General features: G+C 46.9%; 17 protein-coding genes. All 17 read left to right on the top strand.

The genetic code is table 11. The annotated features are described in order from the left end of the window. Positions 1-8 precede the first annotated feature (8 nt). The 17 genes from wecB to mreB all read left to right on the top strand — a co-directional run bounded on the left by wecB (position 9) and on the right by mreB (position 16,360). Positions 9-1,166 carry a non-hydrolyzing UDP-N-acetylglucosamine 2-epimerase gene (wecB, locus tag G3352_RS16455; RefSeq protein ID WP_110000740.1) on the top strand — a complete coding sequence of 386 codons (1,158 nt, stop codon included), beginning with the start codon at positions 9-11 and terminating at the stop codon, positions 1,164-1,166. Between the two features lie 186 nt (positions 1,167-1,352). Next, complete coding sequence (locus tag G3352_RS16450; protein WP_076287589.1) at positions 1,353-1,607, top strand: AtpZ/AtpI family protein; 255 nt, start codon at positions 1,353-1,355, stop codon at positions 1,605-1,607. Further along, positions 1,600-1,977 (top strand): ATP synthase subunit I, encoded by a 378-nt coding sequence (locus tag G3352_RS16445; RefSeq protein ID WP_076287590.1) that lies wholly within the window; start codon positions 1,600-1,602, stop codon positions 1,975-1,977. Before G3352_RS16450 ends, G3352_RS16445 begins: the two co-directional genes overlap by 8 nt. A gap of 45 nt (positions 1,978-2,022) precedes the next feature. Further along, on the top strand, positions 2,023-2,841 hold the full coding sequence (gene atpB / locus G3352_RS16440) for a F0F1 ATP synthase subunit A (protein ID WP_076287591.1): 819 nt from the start codon (positions 2,023-2,025) through the stop codon (positions 2,839-2,841). Positions 2,842-2,919: 78 nt separating this feature from the next. Then, positions 2,920-3,144, top strand: a complete 225-nt coding sequence (gene atpE, locus G3352_RS16435; RefSeq protein WP_017691934.1) for a F0F1 ATP synthase subunit C — start codon at positions 2,920-2,922, stop codon at positions 3,142-3,144. A 114-nt stretch (positions 3,145-3,258) separates the two neighbouring features. After that, the gene (gene atpF / locus G3352_RS16430) at positions 3,259-3,747 is read left to right on the top strand and encodes a F0F1 ATP synthase subunit B (RefSeq protein WP_024632720.1); all 489 of its coding nucleotides are present in this window, start codon (positions 3,259-3,261) and stop codon (positions 3,745-3,747) included. Continuing rightward, entirely contained in the window at positions 3,744-4,292 is a 549-nt protein-coding gene (locus G3352_RS16425) for a F0F1 ATP synthase subunit delta (protein WP_163758064.1), read from the top strand. The genes atpF and G3352_RS16425 overlap by 4 nt, the downstream gene beginning before the upstream one ends. A gap of 16 nt (positions 4,293-4,308) precedes the next feature. Then, entirely contained in the window at positions 4,309-5,823 is a 1,515-nt protein-coding gene (gene atpA / locus G3352_RS16420) for a F0F1 ATP synthase subunit alpha (RefSeq protein ID WP_076287593.1), read from the top strand. 212 nt (positions 5,824-6,035) lie between these two features. Then, positions 6,036-6,908 carry an ATP synthase F1 subunit gamma gene (gene atpG / locus G3352_RS16415; RefSeq protein ID WP_076287594.1) on the top strand — a complete coding sequence of 291 codons (873 nt, stop codon included), beginning with the start codon at positions 6,036-6,038 and terminating at the stop codon, positions 6,906-6,908. 96 nt (positions 6,909-7,004) lie between these two features. After that, positions 7,005-8,408, top strand: a complete 1,404-nt coding sequence (atpD, locus tag G3352_RS16410; RefSeq protein WP_024632716.1) for a F0F1 ATP synthase subunit beta — start codon at positions 7,005-7,007, stop codon at positions 8,406-8,408. 63 nt (positions 8,409-8,471) lie between these two features. Continuing rightward, positions 8,472-8,876 (top strand): F0F1 ATP synthase subunit epsilon, encoded by a 405-nt coding sequence (locus G3352_RS16405; protein ID WP_113052903.1) that lies wholly within the window; start codon positions 8,472-8,474, stop codon positions 8,874-8,876. Positions 8,877-9,479: 603 nt separating this feature from the next. Continuing rightward, positions 9,480-9,737 (top strand): DUF1146 family protein, encoded by a 258-nt coding sequence (locus G3352_RS16400; protein WP_163758062.1) that lies wholly within the window; start codon positions 9,480-9,482, stop codon positions 9,735-9,737. Between the two features lie 520 nt (positions 9,738-10,257). Further along, entirely contained in the window at positions 10,258-11,604 is a 1,347-nt protein-coding gene (murA, locus tag G3352_RS16395; RefSeq protein ID WP_083678749.1) for a UDP-N-acetylglucosamine 1-carboxyvinyltransferase, read from the top strand. A 460-nt stretch (positions 11,605-12,064) separates the two neighbouring features. Next, positions 12,065-13,411, top strand: a complete 1,347-nt coding sequence (gene spoIID, locus G3352_RS16390) for a stage II sporulation protein D (RefSeq protein ID WP_163758060.1) — start codon at positions 12,065-12,067, stop codon at positions 13,409-13,411. A 531-nt stretch (positions 13,412-13,942) separates the two neighbouring features. Then, positions 13,943-14,683, top strand: a complete 741-nt coding sequence (locus G3352_RS16385; protein ID WP_163758058.1) for a M23 family metallopeptidase — start codon at positions 13,943-13,945, stop codon at positions 14,681-14,683. A gap of 171 nt (positions 14,684-14,854) precedes the next feature. Continuing rightward, positions 14,855-15,142, top strand: a complete 288-nt coding sequence (gene spoIIID / locus G3352_RS16380) for a sporulation transcriptional regulator SpoIIID (RefSeq protein WP_024632710.1) — start codon at positions 14,855-14,857, stop codon at positions 15,140-15,142. Between the two features lie 219 nt (positions 15,143-15,361). After that, on the top strand, positions 15,362-16,360 hold the full coding sequence (mreB, locus tag G3352_RS16375) for a rod shape-determining protein (RefSeq protein ID WP_063567732.1): 999 nt from the start codon (positions 15,362-15,364) through the stop codon (positions 16,358-16,360). Positions 16,361-16,415 lie beyond the last annotated feature (55 nt).

Here is a 16,415-nt window from a genome sequence, read left to right as displayed (position 1 = left end):
TTGCTTCAATGTCCAAGAAAATTAAAGTCATGACGATATTCGGGGTGCGCCCGGAAGCCATCAAGATGGCTCCGCTTATTTTGGAACTGCAGAAACATCCCGAATCTATTGAATCGATCGTTTGCGTTACTGCACAGCATCGTCAGATGCTGGATCAGGTTCTTGAAGTATTCAATATTCATCCAGACTACGATCTGGATGTGATGAAAGATCGCCAGACGCTGAATGAAATTACAATTCGTGTGCTGGGAGGCCTGGAGCCGGTTTTGCGAGAAGCAAAACCGGATATCGTACTGGTTCACGGTGATACGCTGACAACGTTTGTAGCCAGCTATGCTGCGTTCCTGCAGCAGATCCAGGTGGGTCATGTGGAAGCAGGTCTTCGCACATGGAACAAGCTCTCTCCATACCCGGAAGAAATGAATCGTCAGTTAACCGGAGTGCTTGCTGACTTGCATTTTGCGCCTACGGACTGGTCGTCTTCCAATCTTGCCAAAGAAAATAAATCGGAGTCTAGTACGTATGTCACAGGCAACACGGTAACAGATGTGTTTCAATATACAGTACGGCAGGATTACACACATCCGGTACTAGATTGGGCACAGGGCAAGCGTCTTGTGCTGATGACAGCTCACCGCCGTGAATCCCAAGGCGAGCCTCACCGTAACATTTTCCAGGCCGTCAAACGGATTGCCGACGAGTTTGAGGATATTGCCATCGTGTATCCGGTGCATCCAAGTCCTGCTGTGAAGGAGCCGGCTCACGCGATTTTGGGGAATCACCCCCGTATTCAACTTATTGATCCACTAGACGTGGTGGATTTGCATAACTTTTACCCGCATACTCACTTGATTTTGACAGATTCAGGTGGTTTGCAGGAAGAAGCGCCTTCGTTTGGTGTGCCTGTTCTTGTCCTTCGGGATACAACGGAGCGTCCGGAAGGAATTGAGGCTGGAACACTGGAGCTGGTGGGTACCGAAGAGGAACGTGTATATGAGCGGACCAAAGCTCTGCTTACAGACGAAACACTGTATGCAAGCATGAGTCAGGCTGCCAATCCGTATGGTGATGGACATGCTTCGGAAAGAATTGTCAATGCGATTTTGCATCATTTTGGTGTGAATAGTGAACGTCCGGAATCATTTCACAGAAAATTCAAAAAATAATTCATTTTTTCTGATGGATTAATAAAGGGTACAGCATACAGTTAAACTGTACGGTTTACGCGGGTTTATGGGCTCTGATGGCCTGTAATCCCGTCGTTTTCCCCTTTAAAACGCTAAAATCATTCAATTGACAAAGGCTCTCATCATTCAGTAAAATTAACTGGGATTGCAAGGGTGGCGTGGAAAATGGCCGATTCGAACAAACCAAATTCATCCCGTAACCATGATGATAATGTGTGGAAAGCAATGGGGCTCGTGACAGCTTTTGGAATCGAGATTGCCATTCTCGCTGTTGCCGGATATTACGTTGGCTCCTGGTTGGACAAGACCATCGGGGGTAGCGGAATATGGATCGCCGTAAGCGTTCTCTTTTTTTTGGCAGCAGGCGGCGTAAGCATCTACTTTATCGCGAAAAAATTCATGGGGGAAAGTGATGAGTGAACTAACCAGATACCGCAGAATGATGACTGTTTTCATCATGTACTTTCTTATGATTTGTTTTCTCGCAGCGGCCTTTATGCCACGTGTGGAGACAATTGCTTTGGGACTGGCCCTGGGTACAGGAATTAGCTGGATCAATGCATTTTACCTGGGCTTCAAAGTAAGGAAAATGTCTGATGATGCGGCAGAAGGTAACTTGAAGCGTGTGAACCTGGGATTTTTGACAAGAGCGGCACTCGCAGTGCTCGGTATCTTCATATCGATGCGCTTTCCGCAGTACTTCAATACATATGCGGTTGCAGGCGGTCTGGTCATTGCACAATTTTCCTTACTGATTATAGGGATCGTCTATTCCCGCAGAGCAGAATGATGTTAGGTGCTGCAGCTTTCAAGTCGAGAAAGGGGTGAGAAAAATATGCATGAAGCTCCAATTATTATGCTTGGCGGATTTCGACTGGATCTATCGGTTCTGTTGATGCTGGTTGTTACAGGTGCACTTGTTTTCATTTTTGCTGTACTGGCAACACGTAGATTATCCGTTGAAAATCCCGGCAAGCTGCAAAATTTTATGGAGTGGGCAGTAGAATTCGTCCGCAATCTGATTTCCAGCACGATGGATATGAAGAAAGGGAAACATTTTATCTCTCTCGCTCTTTCCATGATTATGTTCATTTTTGTAGGTAATATGCTAGGTCTTCCGTTTCAGGCGGTTACTGAAGTTACGGAGGTTAGTCAGGCGCAGGTATTCAATCAACCGATTGTCACTGCTGTTGATGCGTTTAACGAAGCGCATGCCAAGGACCCTGAAGCACATCCACACGTTGAACTGGCTTGGTGGAAATCACCGACAGCCGACTTGTCTGTAACGATGGGACTGGCACTCGTAGCATTCCTGGTATCTCATGGACTTGGATTGTTCCGTAACACAAGAGGATATCTCCAGCATTATCTTAAACCGTTCGCCTTGTTCTTGCCGATCAACCTGATAGAGACGGCATCCAAGCTGCTGACACACGGAATGCGTTTGTTCGCGAATATTTTCGCGGGCGAGGTACTGATTACAACGATCCTGAAGCTGACCACGTTCAAAGTGTTTGGCGCCATTGCAGCGATTCCGTTGCTTATGGTGTGGCAGGGCTTTAGTATCTTTATCGGCGCAATCCAGGCATTTGTTTTTGTAATCTTGATGATGGTGTACATTTCACAAAGCATCGAGACGCATGACGAACATTAAGTTTCAAGCCCTACGAAGATTTCTTCACCAGGCTGAACAATAAAAAATTCGATTTAACATTTTAAGGAGGATATACAAATGGGAGCAATGGCATTAATCGCAGCAGCAATTGTTGCAGGACTGGGCGCATTTGGCGCAGGTATTGGTAACGGTATGGTAATCAGCAAAACGGTGGAAGGTATCGCTCGTCAACCGGAAGCGAAATCCACTCTTCAAACAACAATGTTTATCGGTGTAGGTCTGATCGAAGTATTGCCGATCATCGGTGTGGTACTGGCGTTCATGTTCTACGGTATGGCTTAATTAAATCGATACAGGTTTGGCGGGGAAGGCCATAGCCATCCGCGCCTTCTTTTTAGGTAATGTCCGTTCTAACGGATGACGTTTCAAGGATACCTCCAGGAAGGAGTGAACAGATTGAGTTTCGTATGGGAAAATACGCTTCTTGCGATTATTGCATTTGCAATTTTATATTGGCTGCTTAGCCGTTATGCTTTTGGGCCTTTGTTCTCCATAATGGAAAAACGTCGTGAACTCGTGATGACGCAGATGAATGAGGCTGCTCAGACTCGGGAACAGGCCATTGCCTATGTGGAGGAACAAAAACAAGCTCTGGAGCAAGCGCGCAAAGATGCTTACGACATCATTGAACAGTCCAAACAAACGGGCGGTAAACAAGCCGAATCGATCTTGGCTGATGCGAAAGCAGAAGCTAATCGTCTCAAAGACGATGCTGTACGTGAGATTGAGAGTGAGAAGAACAAAGCGGTCGCAGCGCTTCGCAGCGAACTGGGTACAGCTTCCGTTCAAATCGCTTCCAAATTGATCAAAAAAGAAGTTGAGAACGGTCCTGCACAAGAGGAACTTGTGAACCAATACCTCAATGAGGTAGGAGGCCGACAATGAGCCGCGATACGATAGTTGCCAAGCGTTATGCGAAAGCATTGTTCGAAGTTGCTCTTCAACAGCAGCAGGTACTTGAAGTTGAACAGGAACTGCGTGTGGTTGTCAGTGCATTGACCGGGGATGCTGATATCGAAAAATTCATCGTATCTCCTAACATCTCGGACGAAGCAAAGCAGAATGTCCTTCATTCAAGCCTTGATGGAAAGGTGTCCGAGCCTGTCCTTCGCACGGTTCTGCTGTTGATTGAGCGCGGACGCGTTGAATTGCTGCAAGCTTTGCTGAATGATTATCTGAAGATCCAAGGCGAGTCGCTCGGCATAGCTGATGCGCGCGTCTACTCGACTTATGCATTGAATGATGAAGAAAAAGAAGCGGTTGCCCGTGAATTCGGTGGCCGTGTGAATAAAAAGATTCGTATCGAGAATTTTGTTGATCCGACTCTGCTGGGCGGATTGAAAGTCGCCATTGGCGATACGATCTATGACGGCAGCTTGGCTGGCAAGCTCGAACGTCTTGAGCAGTCTTTTAACAGACGAGTACAGTAGATTGGGGTGAGGACACTTGAGTATCAAACCAGAAGAAATCAGTACATTAATTAAGAGCCAGATCGAACAATACAAAACCGATATCGATGTAGTCGAAGTCGGGACAGTTATTGAGGTCGGTGATGGTATTGCTCGTGTATACGGACTTGAGAACGTAATGTCCAACGAGTTGGTTGAATTCCCAAGCGGTGTTATGGGACTCGCCATGAACGTGGAAGAGAGCAACGTTGGTGTCGTTATCCTGGGACCTTACTATGATATTCGTGAAGGCGACCAAGTAAAACGTACCGGTCAAATCATGCAAGTGCCTGTTGGCGAAGCATTGATTGGACGCGTTGTTAACCCGCTCGGTATTCCAGTGGATGGCAAAGGGCCAATCGCTACAACGGAATTCCGTCCGGTTGAAGGTAAAGCACCAGGCGTAATGGATCGTAAATCAGTTCATGAGCCGATGCAAACAGGGATCAAAGCCATTGATGCAATGGTTCCAATCGGTCGCGGACAACGTGAGTTGATCATCGGTGACCGTCAAACAGGTAAAACATCAATCGCAATTGATGCGATCCTGAACCAAAAAGGTAGCGGCATGAAATGTATCTACGTTGCTATCGGTCAAAAACAATCTACAGTTGCACAAGTCGTAGAAACTCTTCGTCGTAAAGGCGCAATGGAGTACACGATTGTTGTAACTGCAGCAGCATCTGATCCATCACCATTGTTGTACATCGCACCGTATTCCGGTTGTTCGATGGGTGAGTACTTTATGTACAAAGGTGAGCACGTGTTGGTTATCTACGATGATTTGACCAAACAAGCTTCCGCATATCGTGAACTCTCCTTGCTTCTTCGCCGTCCACCGGGTCGTGAGGCTTATCCGGGTGATGTCTTCTACTTGCACTCCCGTTTGCTGGAGCGTGCTGCGAAGCTGAATGATGAGCTTGGTGGTGGTTCTTTAACCGCACTGCCGTTCATTGAAACACAAGCTTCCGACGTATCTGCTTACATTCCGACGAACGTAATCTCCATTACGGACGGACAAATCTTCTTGGAAGCTGACTTGTTCAATGCTGGACAACGCCCGGCGATCAACGTAGGTATCTCCGTATCCCGTGTTGGTGGTTCTGCTCAGATCAAAGCGATGAAAAAGGTTGCAGGTTCCCTGCGTCTCGACCTCGCTCAATATCGTGAGCTTCAAGCGTTCTCCCAGTTCGGTTCCGATCTGGATAAAGCGACTCAGGCCCGCCTGAATCGTGGTGCTCGCATGATGGAAATCCTGAAACAGGGTGTGAACCAGCCTTTGCCTGTAGAACAACAGGTAGTCAGCTTGTACACAGCGGTTAAAGGATTCCTGGATGAAATTCCTACAGGTGATGTGACTCGTTTTGAACAAGAATTCCTCGCGTTCATGGAGAGCAGCCATCCTGAGATTCTTCAATCCATCCGTGATACTAAAGAATTGACTGCAGACAATGAGAATGCTCTGAAGGGCGCTATCGAGAAGTTCAGAAAGAGCTTTTCTGTCTCCGTCTAAATAGATGATATGCAGTTGCGGAGTTGTTTAACCGATTCCGCATGTCTGCATGTATAACTTTGGCTCCGCCAAAGGTAAGATTATGCTTACGAAGTAGTTTTGACTTGGTCAAAACTATTGAATGCTTACGAAGTAACTTTGGCTCTGCCAAAGTTTAAGTTTGAGCTTACGAAGTAGTTTTGACTACGTCAAAACTTGAAGGTGGTGAAATCATGGCAAAAGGCATGCGCGAAATAAAGCGGCAAATTAAAAGCGTACAAAGCACCAAGCAGATCACCAAAGCAATGGAGATGGTTGCTGCTGCAAAACTGCGTAAAGCGCAGGAAAAAGCGGAAGCAGCTCGTCCTTATTCGGAGAAACTGAAAGAAGTTGTGGCTAGTATTGCATCAAGCACGCAGGGAATTCAACATCCGATGCTGGAGAGTCGTCCGGTCAAAAAGACAGCTTATCTAATCATTACATCGGATCGTGGTCTTGCGGGTGGTTACAATGCAAATATTTTGCGTCAGGTCAATCTGACACTCAAAGAAAAACACAACTCTCAGGATGACTACGAATTGTTCGTCATTGGGCGTAAAGGACGCGATTATTTCAGACGGCGCGAAATTGCGATCGCATCCACTACAACGGATCTATCCGATTCACCAGCATTTGCAGATATCAAATCTATTGCACACGAAGCTGTTCAAGGATTTGAGCTGGCTAAATTTGATGAATTGTACATTTGTTATAACCGCTTTGTGAATGCGTTGACCCAGATTCCTACGGTAGAAAAACTTCTTCCGATGGAAACACCTGAGGTAACTGCTGCGGAAGGACCGACGGCAAGCTACGAATACGAGCCTTCAGCTGAAGCTGTACTGGAAGTTCTGCTTCCGCGTTATGCGGAAACGCTGATCTACGGTGCACTTCTGAATGGTAAGGCGAGTGAGTTGGGTGCCAAAATGACTGCGATGGGTAATGCAACCAAAAATGCATCGAAACTCATCAACGACTTGTCATTGACCTATAACCGTGCTCGTCAAGCGGCGATTACGCAGGAGATTACGGAAATTGTGGCAGGTGCCAACGCAGCACAAGGCTAACCGTTTTTTATTAATGAAGGCTTGCAGTGCAGAGATAACAGAGAACGGAACTTTATTTCTGCAAAACTAGCAGGCTTGTAGGAGGGGAACGTTAAGATGAACAAAGGACGCGTTGTGAGCATCATGGGTCCGGTTGTTGACGTCGAGTTTGATCGCGGCGGTCTGCCGGAAATCCTCAATGCCATTACGATCACTACAGTAAGCGAAAGCGGCGTAAGTGTGAATCTGACACTCGAAGCTTCGAAACATCTGGGTGACAACCGGGTACGTTGTATCGCGATGTCCTCCACGGACGGTCTCGTTCGTGGTATGGAAGCCGTAGATACAGGAGCTCCAATCTCTGTACCTGTTGGGGAAGCGACACTGGGTCGTGTATTTAACGTACTCGGCGAAGCTATTGATACTGGCGGCACTGTAGCTGCTGCACATAAAAATCCGATTCACCGCTCGGCTCCTGCATTTGATGAACTGACTACCCAGGCTGAAATGCTGGAGACAGGAATCAAAGTTATCGACTTGTTGGCTCCTTACGCCAAAGGTGGTAAAATCGGTCTCTTCGGTGGTGCCGGTGTAGGTAAAACCGTAACGATTCAGGAATTGATCAACAACATCGCACAAGAACACGGTGGTATCTCCGTATTCGCAGGTGTTGGTGAGCGTACACGTGAAGGTAATGACTTGTATCACGAGATGAGTGATTCAGGCGTTATCAACAAAACAGCAATGGTCTTCGGACAAATGAACGAGCCTCCAGGCGCACGTCTTCGTGTAGCCCTCACAGGTCTGACCATGGCGGAATACTTCCGTGATGAAGAAGGCCGTGACGTGTTGCTCTTTATCGATAACATCTTCCGTTTCACCCAAGCAGGTTCAGAAGTATCTGCCTTGCTCGGACGTATGCCTTCCGCGGTAGGTTACCAACCAACGCTGGCAACGGAAATGGGTCAACTGCAAGAACGTATCACTTCGACCAAAAAAGGTTCGGTAACATCCATCCAGGCTATCTACGTGCCTGCGGATGACTATACTGACCCGGCTCCAGCAACGACGTTTGCCCACTTGGATGCAACGACGAACCTGGAGCGTAAAATTTCAGAGATGGGTATCTACCCTGCGGTAGATCCGTTGGCATCCAGCTCCCGGATCTTGTCCCCTGAAGTTGTAGGCGAAGAGCATTACAACGTAGCTCAAGGCGTTAAACGCATCTTGGCGCGTTACAATGAATTGCAGGATATTATTGCGATTCTGGGTATGGATGAGTTGAGTGAGGAAGACAGAGCACTCGTTTACCGTGCTCGTAAGATTCAACGTTTCTTGTCCCAGCCTTTCCACGTTGCTGAAGCATTTAACGGTATTCCGGGTAAATACGTTCCGGTTAAAGAAACGGTGCGCAGCTTTAAAGAAATTCTCGAAGGCAAGCACGACGATCTTCCGGAAGCAGCTTTCCTCTTCGTGGGTACAATTGAAGAGGCAGTGGAGAAAGCCAAAACACTGGTATAATCTGAATCCAGGATTGTCCTTATGAAGCGAGCTATCCTTCGGATAGTTTCAGGAGGGATGGAATTGAGCACCTTTTTGTTGGAAATCGTAACACCTGAGCGTCTGGTATATTCAGAACAAGTGGATAGTATCACCGCTCGTGGTATTGAAGGGGAGCTGGGCATTCTGCCAGGTCATATCCCTATGGTTACACCTTTACAGATCGCACCGATCTATATCAAAAACGGAAAAGAAAACAAACGCGTCGCTATTGGTGGCGGGTTTATCGAAGTCCGTAAAGATAAGGTTGTTGTGCTCGCAGAAAGTGCCGAATTCCCGGAAAATATCGATGTGGACCGTGCGCGTGCGGCGAAAGAGCGGGCAGAACGCCGCCTCAGCAGCCAAAGCAATCAGGACCATTTTGATCACCGCCGGGCAGAGATTGCTCTGCAAAAAGCGGTTAACCGGATCAACGTATACGGCAAATAAACTATTCATTGGAGCCTGGCGGCTTAGTCTGCCGGGCTTTTTTGAGTTTTTGGAGTGTTGTTTTTTCCAGTTACAGTAAAATATATGGAGAACATCTTCGGTTGAAGCACTTGATTTAACGGTAAATAAAGTTAATTGTATTCACCGTTTATGGGCAGTTGAATAGAATGTAGGACTAAAGTCTTGACGTTAATGATCACTGTTGGAACCATTTTTTACGACGGAATTCCAAATTATTTCCGAGGAAATGACAGGATCGATATCGAAATAGCGCTCTTTTATGTCGTTTTAGTCACAAAATCCCGGCATTTTGAATTTAAAATATTATCGAAGTGGAAATCAATGTAATTGACAATGTATGATGAAAGAGCCTATATTCCATAGAGTCAGCAGATGCAGGAAGCTGCGTTGATGAATTCCATTTGTCATTCACAGCCAGATTGTTGCTGCTCCGTGATTGGGCATCCAGATTCCTGCATAGCAGGAGTAGGTCTGTCAGTAGGCTCAGTGTGTTGTGTTTAAGTCATTCCATTGTTCTAACAAGGTATGGATGCCAGGCATAATTATGCTGATCGCTGCAACAAATGTGGAGGTAATGAATATATGGATACTGACCTGACGAATCAGTTGAACCAGACATTAAGTACGAATGGCTTAGTCTCAATTATCGTCTCTCTTTTATGTATAGCGTTGTCGTGGTGGGCTTTACAGAATCTCAAGCTGGATTTAATCATTAGGCAGCCACGAGGAGCACAGGGAAGACTGTTACATTTACTGTTGGCCATTATACTTGGGCATGCTGTTTCAGGCTTTGTCATTGACTATATGTCATGGACACAAATGTTGCGCCATTTGTTTTAATGTTGAGATGGTTGGTTAATCATCTGTTAGGTTCTTCAAGCAGTTCAATGTCGAATAACATCGATTAATTGTGTTAACAATTAGAGTATGAGTTGTCGGCAAATGAATTAAGAAAAAAGTGTGACATGGAATTGGATGAATTTGAGATGTTTTATGTAAAAATGCTTGTATCGTACAATTCAACAATGTTATGATGGAAGTTAGGGAATTCACAATTGTTCACTTATTTTGTGGTTATAAACGGGATATCCGGTTGAATCCGGCTAATAATCATCCCATTCTGTCTGTTCAGATGCTTGCTGGCCTGTAAGGCATTTCATTTACAAGTCGGAGGGCATCATGCAACGCACGTGGTATCATCGATATGGATTATAAACCAATTCTTTTCTGAATAGACATCAAGGGCATTATTTGCCAGGCTATGTCGAAATTCCACACACAGCAACAGTCTTTTCTATTACAGAAGGGCTCACGTATTCCGGAATGAAGAAAAGGGAATAAAAGCGCGGAGGGAACCATGATGAGCAAATTTATCGTCCGCGGTGGCAAAAGGTTGACCGGAAGTGTCAAAGTTAGCGGCGCTAAAAATTCTGTTCTTCCGATCATCGCTGCCTCTCTCTTAGGGGAAGAAGGACAAAGCGTTATTATTGACGCTCCTCCTCTAGACGATGTGATGACGATTAACAAGGTGTTGGAATCGCTAGGAGCGGGTGTTACATACCGGGACGAAGTGATTACCGTAAATGCGGAGAAACTTACTTCCTGTGAGGCACCGTATGAATGGGTAAGTAAAATGCGGGCGTCATTTCTGGTCATGGGGCCATTGTTGACGCGTATGGGTCATACAAGAATTTCGCTTCCTGGTGGATGTGCCATCGGTACACGACCTATTGATCAGCATTTGAAAGGTTTTGAAGCCATGGGCGCTGAGATCAGTTTGGGCCAAGGCTATATAGAAGCTCGCAGCCAGGGACGGTTGCGTGGCGCAAAAATTTATCTGGATGTGGCTTCCGTAGGTGCCACTCAAAATATTATGATGGCTGCAACATTGGCTGAAGGTGTAACTGTTCTGGAGAACGCGGCAAAAGAACCAGAAATCGTGGATCTTGCCAACTTCCTGAATGGAATGGGTGCCAAAGTACGAGGTGCCGGAACAGGAGTCATCCGCATCGAAGGTGTGGAGAAACTGTCTGGCGTGAAGCATACCGTCATTCCTGACCGGGTTGAAGCAGGTACCTATATGGCTGCTGCTGCAATTTCCGGTGGTGATGTGTATATCGAAGGAGCGATTTCAGACCACTTGGGTTCTGTTATTGCGAAGCTGGAAGAGATGGGTGTAACCATTCATCCTGACGAGAATGGCGTTCGTGTCATTGCAGATCGTCCGCTCAAGGCTGTGGATGTGAAAACATTACCATACCCAGGTTTCCCTACCGATATGCAATCCCAAATGATGGCGCTTTTGCTTGCGTCTGAAGGAACCTCTGTTGTAACAGAGACTGTTTTTGAAAATCGCTTCATGCATGTGGATGAATTCCAATTAATGAATGCGGAGATCAAAGTTGAAGGACGTTCGTCCATCATCACGGGCAATGCCAAGCTGAAGGGTGCCAAAGTAACAGCTACCGATTTGCGTGCGGGTGCCGCACTTATTATCGCGGGTCTTGTTGCTGAAGGTACAACGGAAGTGGGCGGTGTTCATCACATCGACCGTGGCTACGTACATCTCGCTGAGAAGCTTAACGGACTTGGAGCCGATATTTATCGTATTTCGGTTGAAGAGCCTAAGCTGGATGCAGTTAAAGCATCGAATGAAAAAGTCGGGGAAGAAGTACCGCTGTTCAAAGTACAACCGACCTGGGCATAACATCGAATTAGACAATAGACGTTGCTCTCTAGTATGAATCATACATCATTGTAAGTTGCGTAGACGAGAGCATGCATACTGTCATGTAAGTTCTGATCAAAAGCTAAGCCATCTGGCTTAGCTTTTTTTGTGTTCAACAATCAACTGAATCAGTACCTGATTCTATTAATAGCTGGTCTTAACTTATATAGCATAACATCGTATTCTGTACCAATTCTGAACAAATGAAAGAGCATGCTTTTTGAGGAATGGATGGTACCTTATGGAACCGGATTCCGCGACAGATCAGCGTTTTTCAATAATACATAGCAGAAGTAAGTTAGAAATCGCCACATATGGAATGCCTTCGTTTCTCTTAAATCAGGTTCTATCAGATCCACGCAGCTCATACCCTAAACTATGGATTTGAACAAAAGGACCGGCGCTTGACCGGCCATGGACAACGGAGGGTTATATCAAAATGAAAGAAGCCCGTGTGCAGGTTAAGGTACCTCTTGTCCCTCGTCCACTAGTGAAGGAGCCAGAAGAGATTGCTGGTTTCGGTGTGGAAAAAGACAAGCTTGCTTCAACGAACATCAGAACTGTTCCAGATGAGCCCATAACAACATCTCCTAGAGGGGCTGCCACCAAACAGGAGTCAGCTCATCACACTGCGGCACGTATACACCTACCTGTCATTGAATTAGACCAGTTTCGCCGTGTGAAGCGCCGCCGAATGCGTACGTTCGGCCGAGGCCGCAAATGGGGTAAGAACAATCCTCGCTGGCAACCAGCGGCGGCTGTATCGGCAGTACTGGCGCTTGCGCTGTTGATCCCGGCCATTCTAGTCTGGCCGCGGACGGATGATCCTGTTAAACCGATCCCTATCCCACCAGGTACAGGCAGTGTAACGACTCCAGCACCTTCTCCAGCTGTACCCGTTACCTACCCTGAACCCCAAGTAAGGGTATACCTGTCCGCAACCGGGACAACGATGAATCTTCCGCTTGAAGATTATGTTACCGGAGTAGTCGCTGCCGAGATGCCAGCTGAGTTCAGATTGGAAGCTCTGAAGGCACAGGCCATTGCTGCAAGGACATTTATTGTGAGAAGGCTGGCAGCCAACGATACAAGCGGTGTACCTTCAGGAGAAGCGGATGTAACGGATACTGTGAGTCATCAAGTGTTTATACCACCAGAACAAGTAAAAGCAGACTGGACACGTCTGGGGAAAGCGAAGGAATGGGAGAAGCTGCAGCAGGCTGTCCGCGAAAGCAAAGATTCCGTCATGACATATCAAGGCAAGGCAATTACAGCATCCTTTTTCTCCACAAGCAACGGGTATACGGAGAATGCAGAGGATGTCTGGGGGAACCCTGTACCTTATTTGCAAAGTGTATCGAGTCCGTGGGATAAAAAACTGGCTCCCGGCTTTGAAGAAACCATCACCATGAAGCGCAATGAGATTCTCCAAAAGTTGAATCTGGGTGCGAATGCCATACCTGTGAGCACGCAGCAGAGCGGTGGCTGGATGGAAGTATTGTCTACAACGCAAGGCCATCGCATCAAGGAGATGCAGATTGCAGGTAAAACGTTTAGCGGGCCGGAAGTTCGAAAGCTGCTTGGGCTTCGATCCAGCCAGTTCAGCTGGAAGACCGATGGAGACGAGGTTCAAATTACAACGTATGGATACGGTCATGGAGTCGGCATGAGCCAATGGGGAGCCAACGGCATGGCACAGGAGGGTCACACCGCAACCCAGATTCTCAAACACTACTACACCGGCATCTCCTTCGGACAGGCATCCAAGATGCTAGCCTCTCGTTAAAGGTTCCATATTCGATATTGCTTTTAAACTACCAATTTTAAATTCCATCAAGCCCAACCCACATGACTGCTATTGGGGTTGGATATAATGATGAAATAAACTTGCAACCAAAGCTCCCACTTGCTCTACACCTATGAAGCTGAACTATACTAGAATGTCTTATATCACAAGCTCTCCTATATGATTGGCCAAATAACAGCCAATCAGCCCTATTACCACCACCCCTTCCGGAGCTTTCAAAACTTGGCTATATATGCGGAGAGTGTCGAACGTATGGATAGCGAAGGGGACAGAAAAGGCCTGTAGAAACGAAGTGTCCGCCTTTACTCCCGGATTTCACCTTTGAAGAAGGTGATAGAAGAAATCTGGGAGTAACAGCCGGTCGAAAGGTTTTCTGGCCCCGAAGCGGCGCACAAACTGAGCGCATCTCCTAACTTATATAGCACTCTTTGAAAGTTCCGTGAAAATAATTAGAGTCGCGCGTGTATAAAAGAGTTGCACCCGGTAACACTTGTTACTGAGGTGATTAAGATGAATGAACAAAACAAAAAAACAGGCCAAGAAGAAACTCCTAAAACAACTCAAGGAGTACCGGCTAGCCAGCCCTCTTCATGGAAAAGAGCAATGTCCAAACGTTGGGTCTTCCCAGCAGCCTACATCGCAGCAGCAGGCATTATACTAACCTTAGTGTGGGTCTATCAGGGCACAGGCGACAAAACGCTGAACTCGGACCCTGCTAGCGGGGTAGTAGAAACAGGCGCATCGGCGGGTACAGAAGGAACAGCGGTTAACGGAGAACAGGAAAGTGTGGAAGTTGTTGCAAAGTCGGAGAATTTTGTATGGCCAGTAGCGGTTCCGTCCGAAATTTCGGTAGTAAAACCTTTCTATGACAACGAAGCTTCAAGTGAGGAACATGAAGCAGCGATGGTGCAGTACAATGACACATTTATTCCGAACACGGGTGTAGATCTGGCACGTGGGGATAACAAAACGTTCGAGGTTAAAGCGGCACTCGGCGGAAAAGTTACCCGGGTTGAACAAAACCCGCTGACAGGTCAAGTTGTGGAAATCACGCACAGTGATAACCTCAAAACCGTATACCAAAGCCTGGCTGACGTCAAAGTGAAACAGGATGATGAAGTGAAGCAAGGAGATGCAATTGCATCGGCTGGCGTTAATGAACTGGAAAAAACGCTGGGCAACCACCTTCACTTTGAAGTTTACGAAGACGGACAACCGGTTAACCCGCAAGGATATCTTCCGGAAAAATAAATGATTTTTACCGCAGCGACATGATGGGCAGAGGGAATTCTCCTCTGCTCTTTTTGTGCTTTTCAGAAAATAATGGGACCTTCGAAGCTTGTCACACCTTTAAACCGCGAATATATAGGCATGCTCCTCATATAATGTACCAAACTATCCACACAGTAGGGAGGCGGGAGCGTGCACGATTACATCAAGGAACGGACCATAAAAATTGGTCGCTGCATTGTTGAGACGAGGAATACGGTCCGTACCATAGCCAAGGAATTCGGCGTGTCAAAGAGTACTGTGCATAAGGATCTGACGGAGCGTCTGCCGGAAATTAACCCTGATCTTGCTGACCAGGTGAAACACATTCTGGAGTATCATAAGTCCATCCGTCATTTGCGGGGCGGTGAAGCGACCAAAATTAAATACAAAAAAACAAGCGGTAAAAAACGCGAGGTGTTGGCTTCCGCTAAATCGTAGGGACCTGCGGAAAGACGTAGGCCAAAAAGCTCACACATGCATTGAATCCCTCCCCTGAAGTATGATATGTTAAAAGCTGGTACAGGATCGAATTATGACATCTTATCAGCCCGATTTTTACATATATATGTTGCACTTTGTCGAACGAGCGGTGACGTGATAAGGGACTCTTTTTCACAGGATACGCTGACCAAATAATATCACTTTGGGGGCTCTTTTATGTTTAGCAAGGATATCGGTATTGATCTTGGCACGGCGAACGTGCTTATTCACGTGAAAGGAAGTGGGGTTGTCCTCGATGAACCTTCCGTCGTGACCATTGAAAGCGATACGAAGCGGGTCCTTGCTGTTGGGGAAGAAGCGCGTCGTATGGTGGGGCGTACTCCAGGTAACATTGTTGCCATTAGACCGCTGCGTGACGGTGTTATTGCGGACTTCGAGATTACGGAAGCAATGCTTAGACATTTCATTAATCGTGTGGGAGCAAGAAGCTGGTACAGCCACCCGCGTATTCTGATCTGTGCACCAACCAACATTACTTCCGTGGAGCAGAAGGCTATCCGTGAAGCTGCTGAGCGCAGCGGTGCCAAAGAAGTATTTCTGGAAGAAGAGCCGAAAGCGGCAGCGATCGGTGCGGGAATGGATATTTTTCAGCCGAGCGGCAATATGGTCGTGGATATCGGCGGCGGAACGACTGACGTTGCAGTCCTGTCTATGGGCGACGTAGTCACCGCCTCTTCTATTAAAGTCGCAGGGGACAAGTTCGACGAAGCGATTACCAAGTTTATTAAAGCTAAATACAAGCTCATGATCGGTGAACGTACAGCCGAAGATCTCAAGATTGCGATTGGTTCCGTGCATCCGGGTGGTCGTCAAACGGAGATGGACATTCGCGGACGGGATATGGTATCCGGTTTGCCTGTTACCGTAACGGTGTCGGGAAATGAAGTGCAAGAGGCGCTATGGGATTCCGTGCAATCTATTATCGTGGCAGCCAAGTCAGTATTGGAGCGGACGCCACCAGAATTAGCGGCAGACATTATTGACCGAGGTGTCGTGTTGACAGGTGGAGGCGCTTTGCTGAACGGACTGGACGAACTGTTGTCCAATGAATTGCATGTACCGGTATGGGTTGCAGAGGATCCGATGCATTGTGTCGTGAAGGGTACTGGCATTATGCTGAATAATTTGGATCAAGTGGTTAAGAAAAAGTTCTAATCTGCCGATATAAAAAGCAAAGGTTCGCCCAAGCTCGGGAAGCAGAACGGACAAG

The organism is Paenibacillus sp. ALJ109b (assembly GCF_010747435.1).
GTDB lineage: Bacteria > Bacillota > Bacilli > Paenibacillales > Paenibacillaceae > Paenibacillus > Paenibacillus taichungensis.
The sequence above is the reverse complement of the archived record's forward strand: the minus strand, read 5'-3'. Positions and strand labels throughout refer to the sequence as shown.

Bases quoted from the DNA above. Each gene is read 5' to 3' on its own strand.
- G3352_RS16445 (WP_076287590.1), top strand. From the start codon at position 1,600: ATGAGTGAACTAACCAGATACCGCAGAATGATGACTGTTTTCATCATG.
- atpB (WP_076287591.1), top strand. From the start codon at position 2,023: ATGCATGAAGCTCCAATTATTATGCTTGGCGGATTTCGACTGGATCTA.
- atpE (WP_017691934.1), top strand. From the start codon at position 2,920: ATGGGAGCAATGGCATTAATCGCAGCAGCAATTGTTGCAGGACTGGGC.
- G3352_RS16450 (WP_076287589.1), top strand. From the start codon at position 1,353: ATGGCCGATTCGAACAAACCAAATTCATCCCGTAACCATGATGATAAT.
- G3352_RS16425 (WP_163758064.1), top strand. From the start codon at position 3,744: ATGAGCCGCGATACGATAGTTGCCAAGCGTTATGCGAAAGCATTGTTC.
- G3352_RS16400 (WP_163758062.1), top strand. From the start codon at position 9,480: ATGGATACTGACCTGACGAATCAGTTGAACCAGACATTAAGTACGAAT.
- mreB (WP_063567732.1), top strand. From the start codon at position 15,362: ATGTTTAGCAAGGATATCGGTATTGATCTTGGCACGGCGAACGTGCTT.
- atpG (WP_076287594.1), top strand. From the start codon at position 6,036: ATGGCAAAAGGCATGCGCGAAATAAAGCGGCAAATTAAAAGCGTACAA.
- wecB (WP_110000740.1), top strand. From the start codon at position 9: ATGTCCAAGAAAATTAAAGTCATGACGATATTCGGGGTGCGCCCGGAA.
- murA (WP_083678749.1), top strand. From the start codon at position 10,258: ATGAGCAAATTTATCGTCCGCGGTGGCAAAAGGTTGACCGGAAGTGTC.
- G3352_RS16385 (WP_163758058.1), top strand. From the start codon at position 13,943: ATGAATGAACAAAACAAAAAAACAGGCCAAGAAGAAACTCCTAAAACA.
- atpD (WP_024632716.1), top strand. From the start codon at position 7,005: ATGAACAAAGGACGCGTTGTGAGCATCATGGGTCCGGTTGTTGACGTC.
- spoIID (WP_163758060.1), top strand. From the start codon at position 12,065: ATGAAAGAAGCCCGTGTGCAGGTTAAGGTACCTCTTGTCCCTCGTCCA.